Origin of the sequence: Paraeggerthella hominis, assembly GCF_021044775.1 — a bacterium.
Lineage (GTDB): Bacteria > Actinomycetota > Coriobacteriia > Coriobacteriales > Eggerthellaceae > Paraeggerthella > Paraeggerthella hominis.
On record NZ_JAJNOQ010000003.1, the window covers coordinates 305,875 to 320,278 of the forward strand.

Genomic DNA, 14,404 nt, shown 5'->3' on the forward strand with positions numbered 1-14,404 from the left:
CCGTGATGCTTTCGCTTGATCGACCCTGCAATTCGTACCAGGAGGGCCCATGTCCCAGGAAAACAACAATTGGCAGCAGCAGGTGTGGCAGCAGCCTGCTGCGCCTCAGCCGTCCCCGCAGCCTGCCGGCGGCTATGCGCCGCAGCCTTACGCGCCGCAGCCGCAGCCCAAGAAACGCGGATGGATCGTGGCGCTCGTCGCCGTCGTGCTCGTTTTCGTGCTCATAGCCATGAGCATGTGGTCGTGCACGTCCATCATGTCGTCGTCCATGGGCTCGCTTGGAGCCGTCGGGTCTCTCGGCGAAACCTCAATGTCCGAGGCTGACTTCCTGACCTCGGATGCGGTGGGGGTCATCGACATCGACGGTACCATCCAGTACGACGGCACCACCTCGTCGCCCGAAGGGTTGAAGGCCCAGCTCGATCGCGCTGCGCAGAACACCTACATCAAGGCGGTCGTGCTGCGCGTGAACTCCGGCGGCGGCACGGCTACTGCCGGCGAGGAGATGGCGGCGTACGTCAAGAAGTTCTCGGAAGATACCGGCAAGCCCGTGGTGGTGTCGAGCGCTTCCGTGAACGCGAGCGCGGCCTACGAGATTTCCAGCCAGGCCGACTACATCTTCACGGCCAAGACCACGGCCATCGGCGCCATCGGCACGGCGCTGCAGGTGACCGACCTTTCGGGGCTGCTGGAGAAGCTGGGCATCAACGTGGACAACATCACGTCGTCTGAAAGCAAGGATTCCAGCTACGGCACGCGCCCGCTTTCCGAAGAGGAGCGCGCTTACTACCAGAACATGGTCGAGCGCATCAACGAAACGTTCGTCCAGACCGTTGCCGAGGGCCGCGGCATGAGCGAAAGCGACGTGCGTGCGCTGGCCACCGGCATGACGTTCACCGGCATGGACGCCGTGGAGAACGGGCTGGCCGACGAAATCGGCACCAAGGAGGACGCGCTGGCGAAGGCGGCCGAGCTGGCCGGCGTCTCGCGCTATTCCGCGGTTGAACTGAAAACGACGAAGAGCACCCTGTCGAGCCTGCTCGACCTTATGTCCGAAAGCAAGAGCCTGTCCGCCGGCGACCTTGCCGCCGCTTTGAAGGAGTTTGAGAACGATGGCAACATCGCCCAGTAACATCGAGCGTCCCTCCTGGCCGAAGAGGGCCGTCGTCACGGCCGGCATGCCGTACGGCAACAAGCCGCTGCACTTCGGCCACATCGCGGGCGTGTTCGTCCCGGCCGACGCGTTCGCCCGCTTCCTGCGCGATCGCATCGGCGCCGCCAACGTCCGCTTCATCAGCGGAACGGACTGCTTCGGCTCTCCCATCAACGAGGGCTACCGCAAGCTGGTGGAGGCCGGGGAGTTCGACGGCACCATCGAGGAGTACGTTCGCAAGAACCACGAGGCGCAGAAGGCAACGCTCGATTCCTACAACGTCAGCCTTTCCATCTACGAGGGGTCGGGGCTGGGCTACGCGAAGTGCGTGCATCAGCTGATCAGCGAGAAGTTCATCGAGAAGCTGCACGAGAACGGCCATCTTCGCAAACGCGCCACGCTGCAGTTCTACGATGCGGAAGCCGGCACGTTCCTGAACGGGCGCCAGGTGGTGGGCCGTTGCCCCGTGCAAGGCTGCAAGTCCGAGCACGGCTACGCCGACGAATGCGACCTGGGGCACAGCTACGCGCCCGAGGACCTGATCGCGCCGAAATCGTCGTTGACGGGAACCACGCCCGAAATGCGGCCGGTGGAAAACTGGTACTTCGACCTGCCCGCGTTCGGCGGCTTCCTTCGCGACCACGTGGCTCGCCTCGAGGCCGATCCCGAGGTGCGCGCCATTGTGCCGAAAACCATCAAGGAGTTCCTGGTTCCGCCCGTGGTCTACATCAAGAACGACGAGCGCGCGGCGTACGAGCAGATCGCGAGCGATCTTCCCGCACACGAGCTGCGCGAACCCGAAAAGGGAAAGCAGAGCTTCGAGATCGAGTTCGCCGACATCGAAGCGCGCGATACGGCGCGCGAAGTCTTGACGCGCGCGGGAATCCGCTTCCGCACGGGCAAGACCTTGGTGCCGTTCCGCATCACGGGCAATATCGAATGGGGGGTCAAGGCCCCGGTCATCGAAGGTTTGGAAGGCTTGACCGTGTGGTGCTGGCCCGAAAGCCTGTGGGCTCCCATGTCGTTCACCATGGCCGTGAACGACCAGATGGGCTTGCCCAGGGGCAGCTGGCGCGATTGGTGGTGCTCGGAGGATTCCGAGGTTTACCAGTTCATCGGGCAGGACAACCTGTACTTCTACGGCGTTGCCCAGCCGGCGCTCATCGAGGCGCTGCGTCCCGGTGACATCTTGGCGCCGGGCGAGACCGACCATCCCATTCGCCAGACGAACCTCGTGGCCAACTACCATATCCTGTTCGGCGACAAGAAGGCATCGTCGTCGGGCGCGGTCAAGCCGCCTACCGCCGATGCGCTGCTCGAGCACTACACCGTCGAGCAGCTGCGCGCGCATTTCCTGGCGCTCGGCCTTGACCAGAAGTCGGTCGGCTTCAAGCCGAAGCCGTACCTGGCCACGGAAGAGGAGCTGGCCGATTCGCGCGTGGCGGACCCCGTGCTCAAGGAAGGCGCGCTTCTGACCAACGTGTTCAACCGCCTTGCCCGCAGCTGCTTCTACGAAGCTCAGAAGAACTTCGAAGGCTATCTGCCGCTCGGCGCCGTGTCGCCGGCCGTGCTGGACAAGGTGAACGAGGTGCTGCGCGTCTACGACGCCACCATGCATCGCGTCGAGCTGCATACCATCATGTCGATCATGGACGAGTTCATTCGCTGGGCGAACAAGTACTGGTCCGACGGAATCCGCGCGGTCGAGAAGGGCGGCGACGACGCGATGCGCCGCCAGGTGCTCGTGGACTCGTTCTTCTTGCTGCGCGTCGCCACGCTGCTCATGCATCCCGTGGTGCCGGCAGGGGCCGAGAAGATCTGCGACTACCTGAGCTTCGAGTTCGACGACTTCTTTAGCTGGAACTACGATTTCGAGAGCTTCGACGAGCTGTGCAGCGCTGGCGAGATCACCGAAGGCCGCCACCGCATCCGCGAGCTGCCTCCGCGCTTCGACTTCTTCGAGAAGCATCCGTCCCAGTACAAGTAGCGCGCCATGTTCCGCCGGTCCTCGAACCGGCGGAACGTTTCTTTGCCGAGTCCCTCCGTTTGAAAGGATGTTTCTTGTTGAAGGTCGATGCATTTACCGACGGGTCCGCGCGCGGGAATCCGGGGCCGGGCGGCTACGGCGCCGTGCTGCGGTTCGTGGATCGCAACGGGCGCACGCACGAAAAGGAGCTCTCGCAAGGTTACGAGCGCACCACGAACAACCGCATGGAGCTTCTGGGCGCTATCGTGGCGCTCGAGACGCTTAAAAGTCCCTGCGAGGTCACGCTCTACACCGATTCGCAGTACGTTGCCAACGCGTTCAACCAGCACTGGGTTGACGGCTGGCTCAAGCGCGGTTGGAAGAACGCCAAGAAAGAGCCGGTGAAAAACGTGGACTTGTGGCAGCGCCTGCTGAAGGCGAAGGAGCCGCATCGCGTGGAGTTCGTGTGGGTCAAGGGGCATGCGGGGCACGCGGAAAACGAGCGGTGCGACCAGCTTGCCACGGCGGCCGCCGACGGGGCGGGGCGCATCGCCGACACGGGTTTCACGGGATAGGCCGGGATTGACGGGCGGCCGCAGCATGGTGCGTGCTGTGGCCTTTCTGTAACGATCGATCGAACGCCCGGCCGTCATGCGCTCGATTTGCTACACTGGTTCGCATTGCATGCACGTTTTCGGATGGCAGGTGGAGGTACCCACATGCAGCAGAAAGCACGGGGCGGTCGCGCGAGGGGCGCGCTCGTCGGATTCATGGCAACGGTGCTTGCCGTATCCCTTATGGTTCCGGGCATCGCCCTGGCAGATCCTTCCGCAGCCGAGAAGCAGGCGGAGGCTCAGGCGGCTTTGGCTTCGCTCAATTCCATGCAGGAAAAGCTCAGCAAGGCGGCGGACGCGTACGACGACGCGCTGGCCGCTCAAAAGGACGCCGAGGCGAAGCGCGATGACGCGCAGGCTCGCATCGACGAGGCTTCGGCTCAGATCGCCGATTTGCAGGATCGCTTGGGATCGCGCGCTCGCAGCATGTATCGTTCGGGCGGCAGCTCGGCGCTCGACCTGCTTTTGGGGGCCACGTCGTTCAGGTCCTTCGCGACCAACTGGGACCTGCTCAATTCCATCAACGAAAGCGATGCCGAGCTGGTGCAGCAGACGAAGGATCTGCGTGCCGAGGTTCAGGAGCAGGAAGCCGTGCTTGCCGAGCAGGAGCGCATAGCTGCGCAGAAGGCGAGCGAGGCTCTGCGCACGAAAGACGAAACCGCTTCCACCATGGCGGCCATGCAGTCGACCTACGATAACTTGAGCGCCGAAGCTGCGGCGCTCGTCGAGCAGGAGCGCGCGGCGCAGGTGGCGGCCTACGAGGCGCAGGCCCAGGCCACGGTAGACGCGTCCGCCGATCAGGCGCAGCAGGGCTCCAATAACGGCAACGGCGGCAACAACGGCGGCGAATCCTCTGGCGGAGGCAGCGTCAACCCGCCTGCTCCCGACTACGACGAGCCTATCGCGGGCTCGGTGGTGGGCCGCGCGTACAGCCAGCTTGGCAAGCCGTACGGCTACACCGATCCCAGTTACGGCGCAGGTCCGTCGTCGTACGACTGCTCGGGCTTCGTGTCGTTTTGCCTGAGCGGCAGCTACAGCCGCATGGGAAGCACGCTCACGTTCATGAACTGGCCCCAGGTAAGCGATCCTCAGCCGGGCGACGTGGCCGTGAACGCCGGGCATTGCGGCATCTACATCGGCGGCGGCCAGATGATCCACGCGGCCACGTACGGCGTGGGCGTGGTGCAGGGTCCCGTGCAGCCCGGCATGATCATCGTGCGACCCTGGTAAACGATCGTTCATTGTCGACGAGGCGGGGAACCCGGAGGCGCTGACGCGCCCTTCGGTCTCCTCGCCTCGCGGTTTATCCGGAGAAGAGCCTAGCGAGCGGCGTTCTTGATGACGGTGCGCAGCTCGTCGATGCCCGTTCCCTTTTCGGAAGAGCACACCACCAAAGGCACGTCGGCATGCAGCTTCAGCTGCTTTTTCAGGGCTGCCTTCTGCTTCATTTGCTGCTGTCGGGATAGCTTGTCGGCTTTCGTCAGCACCACGGCGAAGGGAAGTTCCGCCTCCTGCAAGAACTCGATCATGTTTTCATCCAGGCTTGAAGCGGGGTGGCGGATGTCCACCAGCGACACCACGAGCGCCAGGTTGCGATCTTGGTTGAAGTACCCTTCGATCAGCTCCGACCAGCGTCCCTTCTCGGATTTCGCCACCTTGGCGTAGCCGTAGCCCGGCAGGTCCACGAACCGTACGCCGTCACACGAGAAGAAGTTGATGGTGGCCGTCTTGCCCGGCGTTTGCGACACTTTCGCCAGGCTTTTGCGATTGAACAGCTTGTTCAGCAAAGACGACTTGCCCACGTTGGACCGGCCGGCGAATGCGATTTCGGGCAACGTGGACGCCGGCAGCTGCAGCGAGGTGCCGAACGATTTCTCGAACGCGACGTTGTTGATGTTCATGCTGGGCTCCTTGCGGTTCCGTCCCTCGCGTTGCCTGCGCAAGGGGAGGGTGCGGATGTTGTTGCGTTCATGGTAGCGGAACTGCGCCCATCGTGCGCGGAAAACCCCAAGCTCTCCTTGACGTCGCTTCGCTAGGAGCGCTTCCTGCCCGTGTACATGGCCATGGCCATGCAGGCTATGGCGGCCCAGGCCCAGAACGTATGCTTTTTCATGAGGTTCCTTTCAACGATCGATTCATATTAGTTAGCTTTAATTGACTTTTACCGGAGCTCTCATTATGCTAGAAAAGTTAACTTTAAGCAACTGTAAAGGATGTTGCGAACGATGCGCGCGAGCGCAAGAAAGGGGCATGCATGGACTTCCCGAAGAAGAGCGGCTGGCTGATCGGGGCGGGCGTGTTGCTGGGGGCGGTGGGGGCGAAGGCCCTGACGGGTCCAACGGCTAAGAAGTGCTACGTGCAGGGCGTTGCGAAGGGGCTGCAAGCGAAGGCCGCCTACGAGGGCATCGTCGAGCAGGCCAAGGCCGAAGTCGACGACATCGTGGCCCAGGCTTCCTACATCAACGTGCAGACATCGCTCGCTGACGAGCCGTCCGCTGCCGCCGACGAGCCGTCTGCGGTCGAACCGGCGAAGTCCAAGGCGGATTCGGCTCAGGCATCAAAGAAGTAGCCGCGATGCAGTACGCCATTGCGAACGAACTCCCGGGCCGCGTGCGCGTCAAGCTTGCCGGCCCGGTTCCCTCCGCCGACCTCGACGCACTGTATCGGGTGCTTGCGGCTATCCCAACGGTGGAGAAGGCGTCGGTCTATCCGCGCATCGGCAGCATCGCTTTGACGTACCGCCCGCTCGAGGGAGCGCGGGACCTGGTTTTGGAGCGCCTGTCCGCCATCGATGCGAAATGCATCGACGAGGCTCGATCCGGTTTCGGCCTTGACCTCGCCCCGAGCTCCCAGTCGCTTCTCATGGACCTGGCGCGCCTTGCGGGCCTGTACGTTTTGCGGCGCTGGTTCGTGCCCCGGCCGCTTGCCGCCGTTGCGGCGGCGTGGCGTTACCGGCGCTTCCTGGGGGCGGGTCTGCGCTCGCTCGGGCGCTCGCGCCTTGACGTTGCGGTGCTGGACGCCGCTGCTATCGGGACGTCGTTTCTCAAGCGCGATCCTCGGACGGCCGGGCAGACCATGTTCTTGCTCGATGTGGGCGAAACGCTGGAAGAGTACACGCGCTCGCGCTCGGAAGGTGCCCTTGTCAGCGCGTTGCTCGATCTGCCCGAGACCGCCCAGCTGCTTCGCGACGACCAAGAGGTGCAGGTGCGCGCGTCCGATCTCGAGCCGGGGGATTTGGTTGTCGTGCGCACGGGCATGCCCGTATGCGTCGACGGACGCGTGGTGCGCGGCGTTGCGATGGTGAACCAGGCCTCGCTTACCGGAGAGCCCCTTGCCGTCGAGCGCGCCGAGGGCGACGACGTGTTCGCCGGCACCGCCGTGGAGGACGGCCAGATCGTCGTGCAGGTTCGCGCGAAGGCTGCCGAAACGAAGCTGCGCTCCATCGTGTCGCTGGTCGAGCAGTCCGAGGCGAACAAGGCGCAGGCCCAGTCTCGGATGGAGCGTCTCGCCGACGGCATCGTTGTGTGGAACTTCCTGCTGGCGGCGGGGGTTGCCCTGGTCACGGGCAGTTTGACGAAGGCGTCGGCTGCGCTCATGGTGGACTACTCGTGCGCGCTTAAGCTGACCAGCTCGATCGCCGTGCTTTCGGCCATGAGCCAGAGCGCGAAAGTGGGTTTCGCCGTCAAGGGCGCGAAGCACTTCGAGGCCATGGCCGCTGCCGATGTGATCGTGTTCGACAAAACCGGAACCTTGACCGAGGCTACGCCGGAGGTGGCGTGCGTTTTGGCTCTTGACGGCTGGAACCGGCGCGAGGTGCTGCGGTTGTCGGCATGCCTGGAGGAGCACTTTCCGCATCCCGTGGCGCGCGCCGTGGCGCGCGCGGCGGCGCAGAAGAACCTCAAGCACCGCGAGCGCCATGCCGAGGTGGAGTACATCGTGGCGCACGGAATAGCCTCGTCGTTGGGCGGCAAGCGCGTGGTCATCGGGTCGGAGCATTTCGTGATGGGCGACGAAGGCGTTGCCGTGTCGGAGGACCAGCGCGCGAGGATCGCTTCCGAAACCGAAGGGCTCACGCCGCTGTACCTGGCGGTCGACGGCGAGCTGGTGGGCGTCATCGGCGTCTACGATCCGCTCAAGGAAGGCGTGGCGCAGGCGGTGGCCAATCTGAAGGCGCTGGGATTTCGCCGCGTGGTGATGCTGACGGGCGACGGGGACCGCACGGCGGCGCGCATCGCGCGGGAAGCGGGCGTGACCGAGTACCGGGCCAACCTGCTGCCCGAGGACAAGCATGCGTTCGTCGAACGGCTCAAGGCCGAGGGACGACGCGTGGTCATGGTGGGCGACGGCGTGAACGACGCGCCCGCGCTTTCCGCAGCCGATGTGGGGATCGCCATGGGGCAGGGGACCGCCGTGGCCAAAGAGGTCGCCGACATCACGCTTGCGGGAGGAGATTTGGGGGCTATCGTGGAGCTGAGTCGCTTGAGCAAGGGTCTGACGCAGCGTCTGGATGCATCCTTCAGAGAGGTCATGCTGGTCAACTCGGCCTTGCTCGCGGCGGGCATCGGCGGGGTTCTGACCCCGCAGGCGTCGTCGCTTCTGCACAACGCGTCCACGGTGGCGCTCAGCTTGCGCAGCGCAGGCGCGTACCGCTCGTGACCGCATGCGTGCGGCTGTCGAGCCGGCCGGTCGGACGCCGGCTCGACAGCCGCGAGCGTCAACCGCTTCTCGCGAAAGGACGTGCATGTATGCGGTCTTCGAGAAGTGCTTGCATTTCATTTTCTCTGTGGTAAGATTCAACGGTTTCTAATTACACATGCTTGCGCGACCTGATCCGCCAGTGGCCAACCGAAAAAGGCTGCGGATTCGGGGATGACCGCAGGCAGAGGACTAACGAATGGAGAAAGTCATGACGAAAGTCGGCATTAAGTCGCTGCTCGACGCAGGCGCACACTTCGGACATCAGACCCGTCGCTGGAACCCCAAGATGAAGCCGTACATCTTCGGCAGCCGTGGGGACATCTACATCCTCGACCTCAAGCAGACGCTCGTGGGCCTGGACCAGGCGTACACCTTCGTGTCCGAGATCGCTCGCAAGGGCGGCACCGTGCTGTTCGTCGGCACGAAGAAGCAGGCTCAGGAAGCCGTCGCTGATGCTGCCAACAAGTGCGGCATGCCCTACGTGAACGCTCGCTGGCTTGGCGGCATGCTGACCAACTTCGTCACCATCCGCTCCCGCGTGACCCGCATGGAGGAGCTGGAGGCCATGGAGGCCGACGGCCGCATGGCGATGCTGCCCAAGAAGGAGCAGATCCTGCTGCGCAAGGAGCTGTCCAAGCTGCAGACCAACCTCAACGGTATCCGCAACATGAAGCGCGTGCCCGACGCCGTGTTCGTGATCGACACGAACCGCGAGGCCATCGCCATCCACGAGTCCCGTCGTCTCGACATCCCCGTGGTGGGCACGCTCGACACGAACTGCGATCCGGACGACGTCGATTTCGGCATTCCCGCCAACGACGACGCCATCCGCTCGGTTCGCCTGCTGGCCGACTTCATCGCCGATGCCGTTATCGCCGGCGTGGGCGCGCCTGTGACGGTTGCCGAGATGGCCGCTCCGGCCGAGGCCGAGGCTGCTCCGGCAGAGGTTGAGGCTCCGGCCGAGGCCGCTGCTCCCGCTGCCGAATAACCTGCTTTTCAGATGAACGAATGCGCCGCCGGTTTCGAAACCGGCGGCGTTTGACAGACCAGGGCCGCGCTTGCGCGCGGCGCATAGAGAAAGGAACAACGTGGCTGCTGTTACCGCTTCCATGGTCAAGGAACTCCGCGAGATGACCGGCGCCGGCATGATGGAGTGCAAGAAGGCGCTCGTCGAGGCCGACGGCAACCTGGACGCCGCTGTCGACGTCCTGCGCACCCGCGGTCTGGCCGCTGTTGCCAAGAAGGCCGGCCGTGCCACCAACGAGGGCACCGTCATGGCGCTCGTGTCCGAGGACGGCAAGGCTGGCGCCGTTGTCGAGCTGAACTGCGAGACCGACTTCGTGGGCATGAACGACAAGTTCAAGGCCTACGCCGAGAAGATCGCCAAGGCTGCGCTGGCCGCCAACCCCGCCGACATGGAGGCCCTCAAGGCCGCCGACGCCGAGGGCGAGACGGTGGAGGCTGTCGTGACCGACGCCATCCACACGCTGGGCGAGAACATCCAGCTCTCCCGCTTTGCGGTGGAGCAGGGCGGCGCCGTGTCGTCCTACATCCACGGCGGCGGCAAGATCGGCGTGCTCGTGCAGTTCGAGGTCGAGGGCGTCGATCCCGCGTCCGCTGAGTTCAAGGCGTACGGCCGCGACGTTGCCATGCAGGTTGCCGCTGCGTCTCCCGTTGCCGCGAACCGCGACTCCGTCGACCCGGCCATCGTCGAGCATGAGAAGGCCATCTACATGGCTCAGGCTGCCGAGTCCGGCAAGCCCGAGGCCATCCAGGAGAAGATGGCCGTCGGCCGTCTGGAGAAGTTCTTCAAGGAGAGCACGCTTACGGAGCAGGCCTTCGTCAAGAACCCGGATCAGACCGTTGCCGAGTACACGGCCGAGGTCGCGAAGAACCTGGGCGGCGAGATCAAGGTCGTCGACTTCAAGCGCTTCGTCCTGGGCGAAGAGGCGTAAACCCTCTTTTCCTTACCGGTAAAGCTGGGACCCGAAGCTTCGGCTTCGGGTCTTTTTTGTGCGTCGGAAAAGATGTGCTCTCGCGTGAAATCCGATGGGGGGTCCACCAAACCATCTCAGCCGCCGTCATTGTCGATCCAAAAACACGTTTTTTCGTCCAAAAACGTGTTTTTGGATCGACAATGCATCCGGATGCCACTCGTGTTTCGATGCCGTCGCCCTGGCTTGCTGGGGAAGGGGCGTGCGATTCGACCGCGACCAACATTCCCCCCATGCCGTTCTGCTTTCGTTGTGAAGGGCCGCATTATGCGGGCCTTCACTTTCTATAATGGACGCATTGCGAACTGAACGCGCCGTCTCACGGCGCGCATCCATAGACGAGTCAAGCCGAGGGCGCGCACCTCGGCGTTAAGGAACACCCATGGCAGAAGAGATCATCATTGTCGAAGGCAACGGCGTGCTCGCGGGCGAAGTGGCCGTGTCGGGCGCCAAGAATTCCGCGCTCAAGCTCATTGCCGCCGCCTTGCTCGGCCAGGGCAAAACGCTCGTGCGCAACGTGCCGCTCATCTCCGACATCAGCATCATGTCGGAGGTGCTGCGCCGCTTGGGCGCAACCGTGGAACGCGACGGCCATACGCTGATCGTGGACACGACCGACGTCGAGCAGTTCGAAACGCCGTACGACCTGGTATCCAAGATGCGCGCGAGCATTTCGGTCCTGGGTCCGCTGGTCGGTCGGTTCGGGCGGGCGCGCGTGGCCATGCCCGGCGGGTGCCAGATCGGCGCGCGCAAAATCGACATGCACCTCGTGGGGCTCGAAGCGCTGGGCGTGGAGTTCACCATCGACCACGGATTCCTGGAGGCGCGCACGCCGAACGGCTTGGTTGGAGCGGACGTCGTTTTGGATTTCCCCAGCGTCGGCGCAACCGAGAACTTGCTTATGGCGGCCGTGACGGCGAAAGGCACGACGGTGCTCGAGAACGCCGCGCGCGAACCCGAAATCGTGGACTTGGCGAACATGCTGGTGTCCATGGGAGCGAAGGTGGCCGGGGCCGGTTCCTCGATCATCGAGGTGGAGGGCGTTCCGCTTTCCTCGCTGCATCCTTGCGACCACACGACGGTGGGCGATCGCATCGAGGCGGGCACCTTCTTGGTGGGCGGCGCGCTCACGGGAGGCCCCGTTACGGTACGCGGCATCGATCCGTCGTATCTGCGCGTTGCCCTCATGAAGCTTGCCGCCATGGGCTGCGAGGTGCAAACCGGAGCCGACTGGGTCACCGTCAGCCGTACGCGCCCCCTTGTTCCCATCGATATTCAGACCCTGCCGCATCCGGGCTTCCCGACCGACCTGCAGGCGCAGTTCATGCTGCTGGCCGCGCGCGCGGAGGGCGTGTCGGTCATCACCGAGAACGTGTTCGAGAACCGCTTCATGTTTGCAAGCGAGCTTATCCGCATGGGGGCCGATATCACTATCGAGGATCATCATGCGCTGGTCAGGGGCGTTGCGGGCCTGCAGGGCGCCGACGTGTCCTCCACCGACCTGCGTGCGGGCGCGGCGCTTGTTCTTGCGGGAGTGTCTGCCGAGGGGCAGACGCGGGTGCACAACATCGGCCATATCGACCGCGGCTACGAAGACTACGTTGGCAAGCTGGGCGATCTGGGGGCGTGCGTTCGCCGCGCGCCCGTCGACGGTATGCCGGATATCCGCGGTTAGCGGAGGCCGCACATGGTCAAGCGCCGTAAGGGCTTTTCGGCAACGCAGTCCAAAATCACCTCGCGCCGTTTGCGCACCGCTACGCTGGGCACGCACGTGCCGCGGCGTTCGCGCGGGCGCATGAACGCCGATTCCGTCGGGTTTTCGAGCGCGCGCAAGCAGAAGCGCGCGGCGCGCGGCTACGTGGAAACCATTTTGCCGAACACGTCGTCCGGGGAGAGCGCTTCCCAGTTCTCTCGTCGCGTGAGCAGGCGCGAGTTCTCCCATGGCATCCAGCGCCGCGCGCGCATGCGGCGTCTCGTTGCGGTGGTCGCGTGCGTCGTTTTGGTGGCGGTCGTTGCGGCGGGCGTGGGGACGTTCGCGTTCTTCGGTTCGCTCGATTCCAAGATAGGCCTCAAGAACTCGGACGCCTCGTCGGCGCTTGTCGCTCCGAAAGAGGCAGCCGACGCCTTCTACACGTTGGTCGCTGCAGATTTGGACCCGGTGGGGGCGGCGAACGCCCAAGCCGGGCCTGATGCGCTTGCCCTGGTGCGGGTGGACCGAGCTGCGCGGTCGGCGGTCATCGTGTCCGTACCCGCCACCTTGCAGGTTCAGCTTAAAGACGGAAAGCCCCATCAGCTTCGAGACGCCGCTGTGCAGGAAGGCGATGCGTCCCTGATCAAAGCCGTGTCGAACTTCGCCGGGGTGAACGTGTCGCATCTGGTCAAGATCGATGCCGGCGGCGTGGCGAGCTTGGTCGATGGACTTGGCGGCGTGCAGGTGAACGTAGCCGAAGAGGTGGACGACCCGGCGGCGGGCGACGTCTACCTATCTCCGGGGGAGCAGACGCTCGACGGCAAGGCCGCCCTTACGTTTTTGCGTGCGTCGAACTTTTCGGGAGGCTTGCAGGTGCAGGCGGCCAACCAGCGCGAACTGCTTGCGGCGCTGTCCCTTCGCCTGCTTGACGAGGGGTCGCTTTCCTTCTTGTCCACGCTGGACAAGGTGGGGGGTTCTTTCGGCACCGACATGGGAGCGAAAGACGCGCTGGGCTTGGCCGATGCGCTGCGGGGCATGGACGCGTCTACGGTGAAGGGCGCCCTCGTTCCCGGTTACGAGACAACGCGCGATAGCGTTTCCTATTACGTGGCTTCAACCGACGCATGGTCGTCCATGATGGAATTGGTGAAGCAGGGGCAAGACCCGGTGGTCGAGAAGAAGATCGCCTCGGTCGATCCGGCCAGCTTCACCCTGACCGTCCGCAACGGCGGAGGCATTACCGGCGCGGCGGCCCAGATATCGCAAACGCTTGCAGGCATGGGGTTCAAGGTCGAGGAAACCGGCAATACCGATACTGCCGCTTACGCCGAAACGCTGGTCATCTACAAGGACGGCGCGTTCGAGCCGGCCGCGCAAACCGTGGTCTCCGCGCTGGGCCTTGGCCGTACGGTTGCCGACGCGGGGTTCTATACGTTCGACACGGACGTGCTGCTGGTTCTGGGGAAGGATTGGAAGCCTTCTTCGTAGCGCCATGCGCCTCGTCGATGTTTCCTCCGCATTTCCCGGCTTCGGCCGTGCGCGCCAAGGCTCTGTGGTAGAATCGGCACCTGATAACACCCATTCAGACGAAGGAGCGATTCCTATGGTGGATAAGAACGACGTGGCGGCTGTGCTCGAGCTCATTCGCCCCAGCCTGCAGGCTGACGGCGGCGACGTGAAGCTCGTCGACGTTGCCGAGGACGGCGTGGTCACGGTCGAGCTGCAGGGCGCGTGCAAGGGCTGCCCGATGTCTCAGATGACGCTCGCCAACGGCGTGGAGCGCATCCTGAAAGAGCGCGTCCCCGGCGTGACGAAGGTCGTGCCCGCGGCTGAATAGCCGTGAGCGTTCGGGATTGAAGGGAAGGCGGATATGGCGAACTGCTGGGAACTGCGCGGATGCGACGAGGAGATGATGTCGCGTTGCCCGCACAACATACCCGGAGAGCCTTGTCCTGCCGACTGCCGCTTTGCAGCCTGCGTGCGGTCTACGCATGAAGTGTGCCAGGACTTCAACGTATTGTTGAACCCGGAGCGCGACTACGATGCGGCCATCAAGGAGATATGCCGCTTCTGCACGCACTTTTTAACGCACGGGCCGCACATGGCCGATCGCAAAGAAGGCTGCGTGGCCCGACAGGGCAACCCGAACCGGTTTCTGCTCTAGCCCCGTTCTTCGCTTCGCGCGTTACGGTTGCGTTAACGTGCTCGCGTCGAGGCGCAGGAACGGGTATCGTACATGCTTGGATTCGAGCGCGGCCGCACGGCCATTCGTGCGGCCGCGCTCTGCAT

Annotated in this window: 13 protein-coding genes; 12 read left to right on the forward strand and 1 reads right to left on the reverse strand. The window is 64.1% G+C overall.

Annotated elements, in window-relative coordinates; translation table 11 throughout:
- The first annotated feature begins 49 nt into the window (after positions 1-49).
- The 4 genes from sppA (at position 50) to LQE90_RS05175 (ending at position 4,963) form a co-directional block, all read left to right on the forward strand.
- Complete coding sequence (gene sppA, locus LQE90_RS05160; protein WP_216529785.1) at positions 50-1,132, forward strand: signal peptide peptidase SppA; 1,083 nt, start codon at positions 50-52, stop codon at positions 1,130-1,132.
- Positions 1,113-3,140: a methionine--tRNA ligase gene (locus tag LQE90_RS05165; RefSeq protein WP_216529786.1), complete on the forward strand. Its 2,028-nt coding sequence runs from the start codon at positions 1,113-1,115 to the stop codon at positions 3,138-3,140. Before sppA ends, LQE90_RS05165 begins: the two co-directional genes overlap by 20 nt.
- Before the next feature lie 77 nt (positions 3,141-3,217).
- Positions 3,218-3,694, forward strand: coding sequence for a ribonuclease HI (gene rnhA / locus LQE90_RS05170; protein WP_114567892.1), 477 nt, complete (start codon positions 3,218-3,220; stop codon positions 3,692-3,694).
- Positions 3,695-3,838: 144 nt separating this feature from the next.
- Positions 3,839-4,963: a coiled-coil domain-containing protein gene (locus tag LQE90_RS05175; protein WP_216529787.1), complete on the forward strand. Its 1,125-nt coding sequence runs from the start codon at positions 3,839-3,841 to the stop codon at positions 4,961-4,963.
- 89 nt (positions 4,964-5,052) lie between these two features.
- Here LQE90_RS05175 and yihA read toward each other — a convergent pair whose 3' ends face one another.
- A complete protein-coding gene (gene yihA / locus LQE90_RS05180) occupies positions 5,053-5,634 on the reverse strand; it encodes a ribosome biogenesis GTP-binding protein YihA/YsxC (RefSeq protein ID WP_114567872.1) in 582 nt (193 codons plus the stop codon).
- A gap of 353 nt (positions 5,635-5,987) precedes the next feature.
- Between yihA and LQE90_RS05185 the strand changes: the two genes are divergently transcribed.
- The 8 genes from LQE90_RS05185 to LQE90_RS05220 all read left to right on the forward strand — a co-directional run bounded on the left by LQE90_RS05185 (position 5,988) and on the right by LQE90_RS05220 (position 14,279).
- Complete coding sequence (locus LQE90_RS05185) at positions 5,988-6,302, forward strand: DUF6110 family protein (RefSeq protein ID WP_231088213.1); 315 nt, start codon at positions 5,988-5,990, stop codon at positions 6,300-6,302.
- 5 nt (positions 6,303-6,307) lie between these two features.
- Positions 6,308-8,389 carry a heavy metal translocating P-type ATPase gene (locus tag LQE90_RS05190; RefSeq protein WP_216529788.1) on the forward strand — a complete coding sequence of 694 codons (2,082 nt, stop codon included), beginning with the start codon at positions 6,308-6,310 and terminating at the stop codon, positions 8,387-8,389.
- Between the two features lie 250 nt (positions 8,390-8,639).
- Positions 8,640-9,419 carry a 30S ribosomal protein S2 gene (rpsB, locus tag LQE90_RS05195; RefSeq protein ID WP_114567893.1) on the forward strand — a complete coding sequence of 260 codons (780 nt, stop codon included), beginning with the start codon at positions 8,640-8,642 and terminating at the stop codon, positions 9,417-9,419.
- A 100-nt stretch (positions 9,420-9,519) separates the two neighbouring features.
- The gene (tsf, locus tag LQE90_RS05200) at positions 9,520-10,386 is read left to right on the forward strand and encodes a translation elongation factor Ts (protein WP_114567874.1); all 867 of its coding nucleotides are present in this window, start codon (positions 9,520-9,522) and stop codon (positions 10,384-10,386) included.
- Between the two features lie 421 nt (positions 10,387-10,807).
- Positions 10,808-12,100, forward strand: a complete 1,293-nt coding sequence (gene murA, locus LQE90_RS05205) for a UDP-N-acetylglucosamine 1-carboxyvinyltransferase (protein WP_216529789.1) — start codon at positions 10,808-10,810, stop codon at positions 12,098-12,100.
- 12 nt (positions 12,101-12,112) lie between these two features.
- Positions 12,113-13,603: an LCP family protein gene (locus LQE90_RS05210; protein ID WP_114567876.1), complete on the forward strand. Its 1,491-nt coding sequence runs from the start codon at positions 12,113-12,115 to the stop codon at positions 13,601-13,603.
- 115 nt (positions 13,604-13,718) lie between these two features.
- Entirely contained in the window at positions 13,719-13,952 is a 234-nt protein-coding gene (locus LQE90_RS05215; protein ID WP_114567877.1) for a NifU family protein, read from the forward strand.
- 33 nt (positions 13,953-13,985) lie between these two features.
- The gene (locus LQE90_RS05220; protein WP_114567878.1) at positions 13,986-14,279 is read left to right on the forward strand and encodes a hypothetical protein; all 294 of its coding nucleotides are present in this window, start codon (positions 13,986-13,988) and stop codon (positions 14,277-14,279) included.
- Positions 14,280-14,404: the final 125 nt, after the last annotated feature.

Coding starts and splice junctions, on each gene's coding strand:
- LQE90_RS05220 (WP_114567878.1), top strand. CDS start 13,986: ATGGCGAACTGCTGGGAACTGCGCGGATGCGACGAGGAGATGATGTCG.
- LQE90_RS05215 (WP_114567877.1), top strand. CDS start 13,719: ATGGTGGATAAGAACGACGTGGCGGCTGTGCTCGAGCTCATTCGCCCC.
- yihA (WP_114567872.1), bottom strand. CDS start 5,634: ATGAACATCAACAACGTCGCGTTCGAGAAATCGTTCGGCACCTCGCTG.
- LQE90_RS05190 (WP_216529788.1), top strand. CDS start 6,308: ATGCAGTACGCCATTGCGAACGAACTCCCGGGCCGCGTGCGCGTCAAG.
- LQE90_RS05185 (WP_231088213.1), top strand. CDS start 5,988: ATGGACTTCCCGAAGAAGAGCGGCTGGCTGATCGGGGCGGGCGTGTTG.
- sppA (WP_216529785.1), top strand. CDS start 50: ATGTCCCAGGAAAACAACAATTGGCAGCAGCAGGTGTGGCAGCAGCCT.
- LQE90_RS05210 (WP_114567876.1), top strand. CDS start 12,113: ATGGTCAAGCGCCGTAAGGGCTTTTCGGCAACGCAGTCCAAAATCACC.
- LQE90_RS05165 (WP_216529786.1), top strand. CDS start 1,113: ATGGCAACATCGCCCAGTAACATCGAGCGTCCCTCCTGGCCGAAGAGG.
- rpsB (WP_114567893.1), top strand. CDS start 8,640: ATGACGAAAGTCGGCATTAAGTCGCTGCTCGACGCAGGCGCACACTTC.
- murA (WP_216529789.1), top strand. CDS start 10,808: ATGGCAGAAGAGATCATCATTGTCGAAGGCAACGGCGTGCTCGCGGGC.
- LQE90_RS05175 (WP_216529787.1), top strand. CDS start 3,839: ATGCAGCAGAAAGCACGGGGCGGTCGCGCGAGGGGCGCGCTCGTCGGA.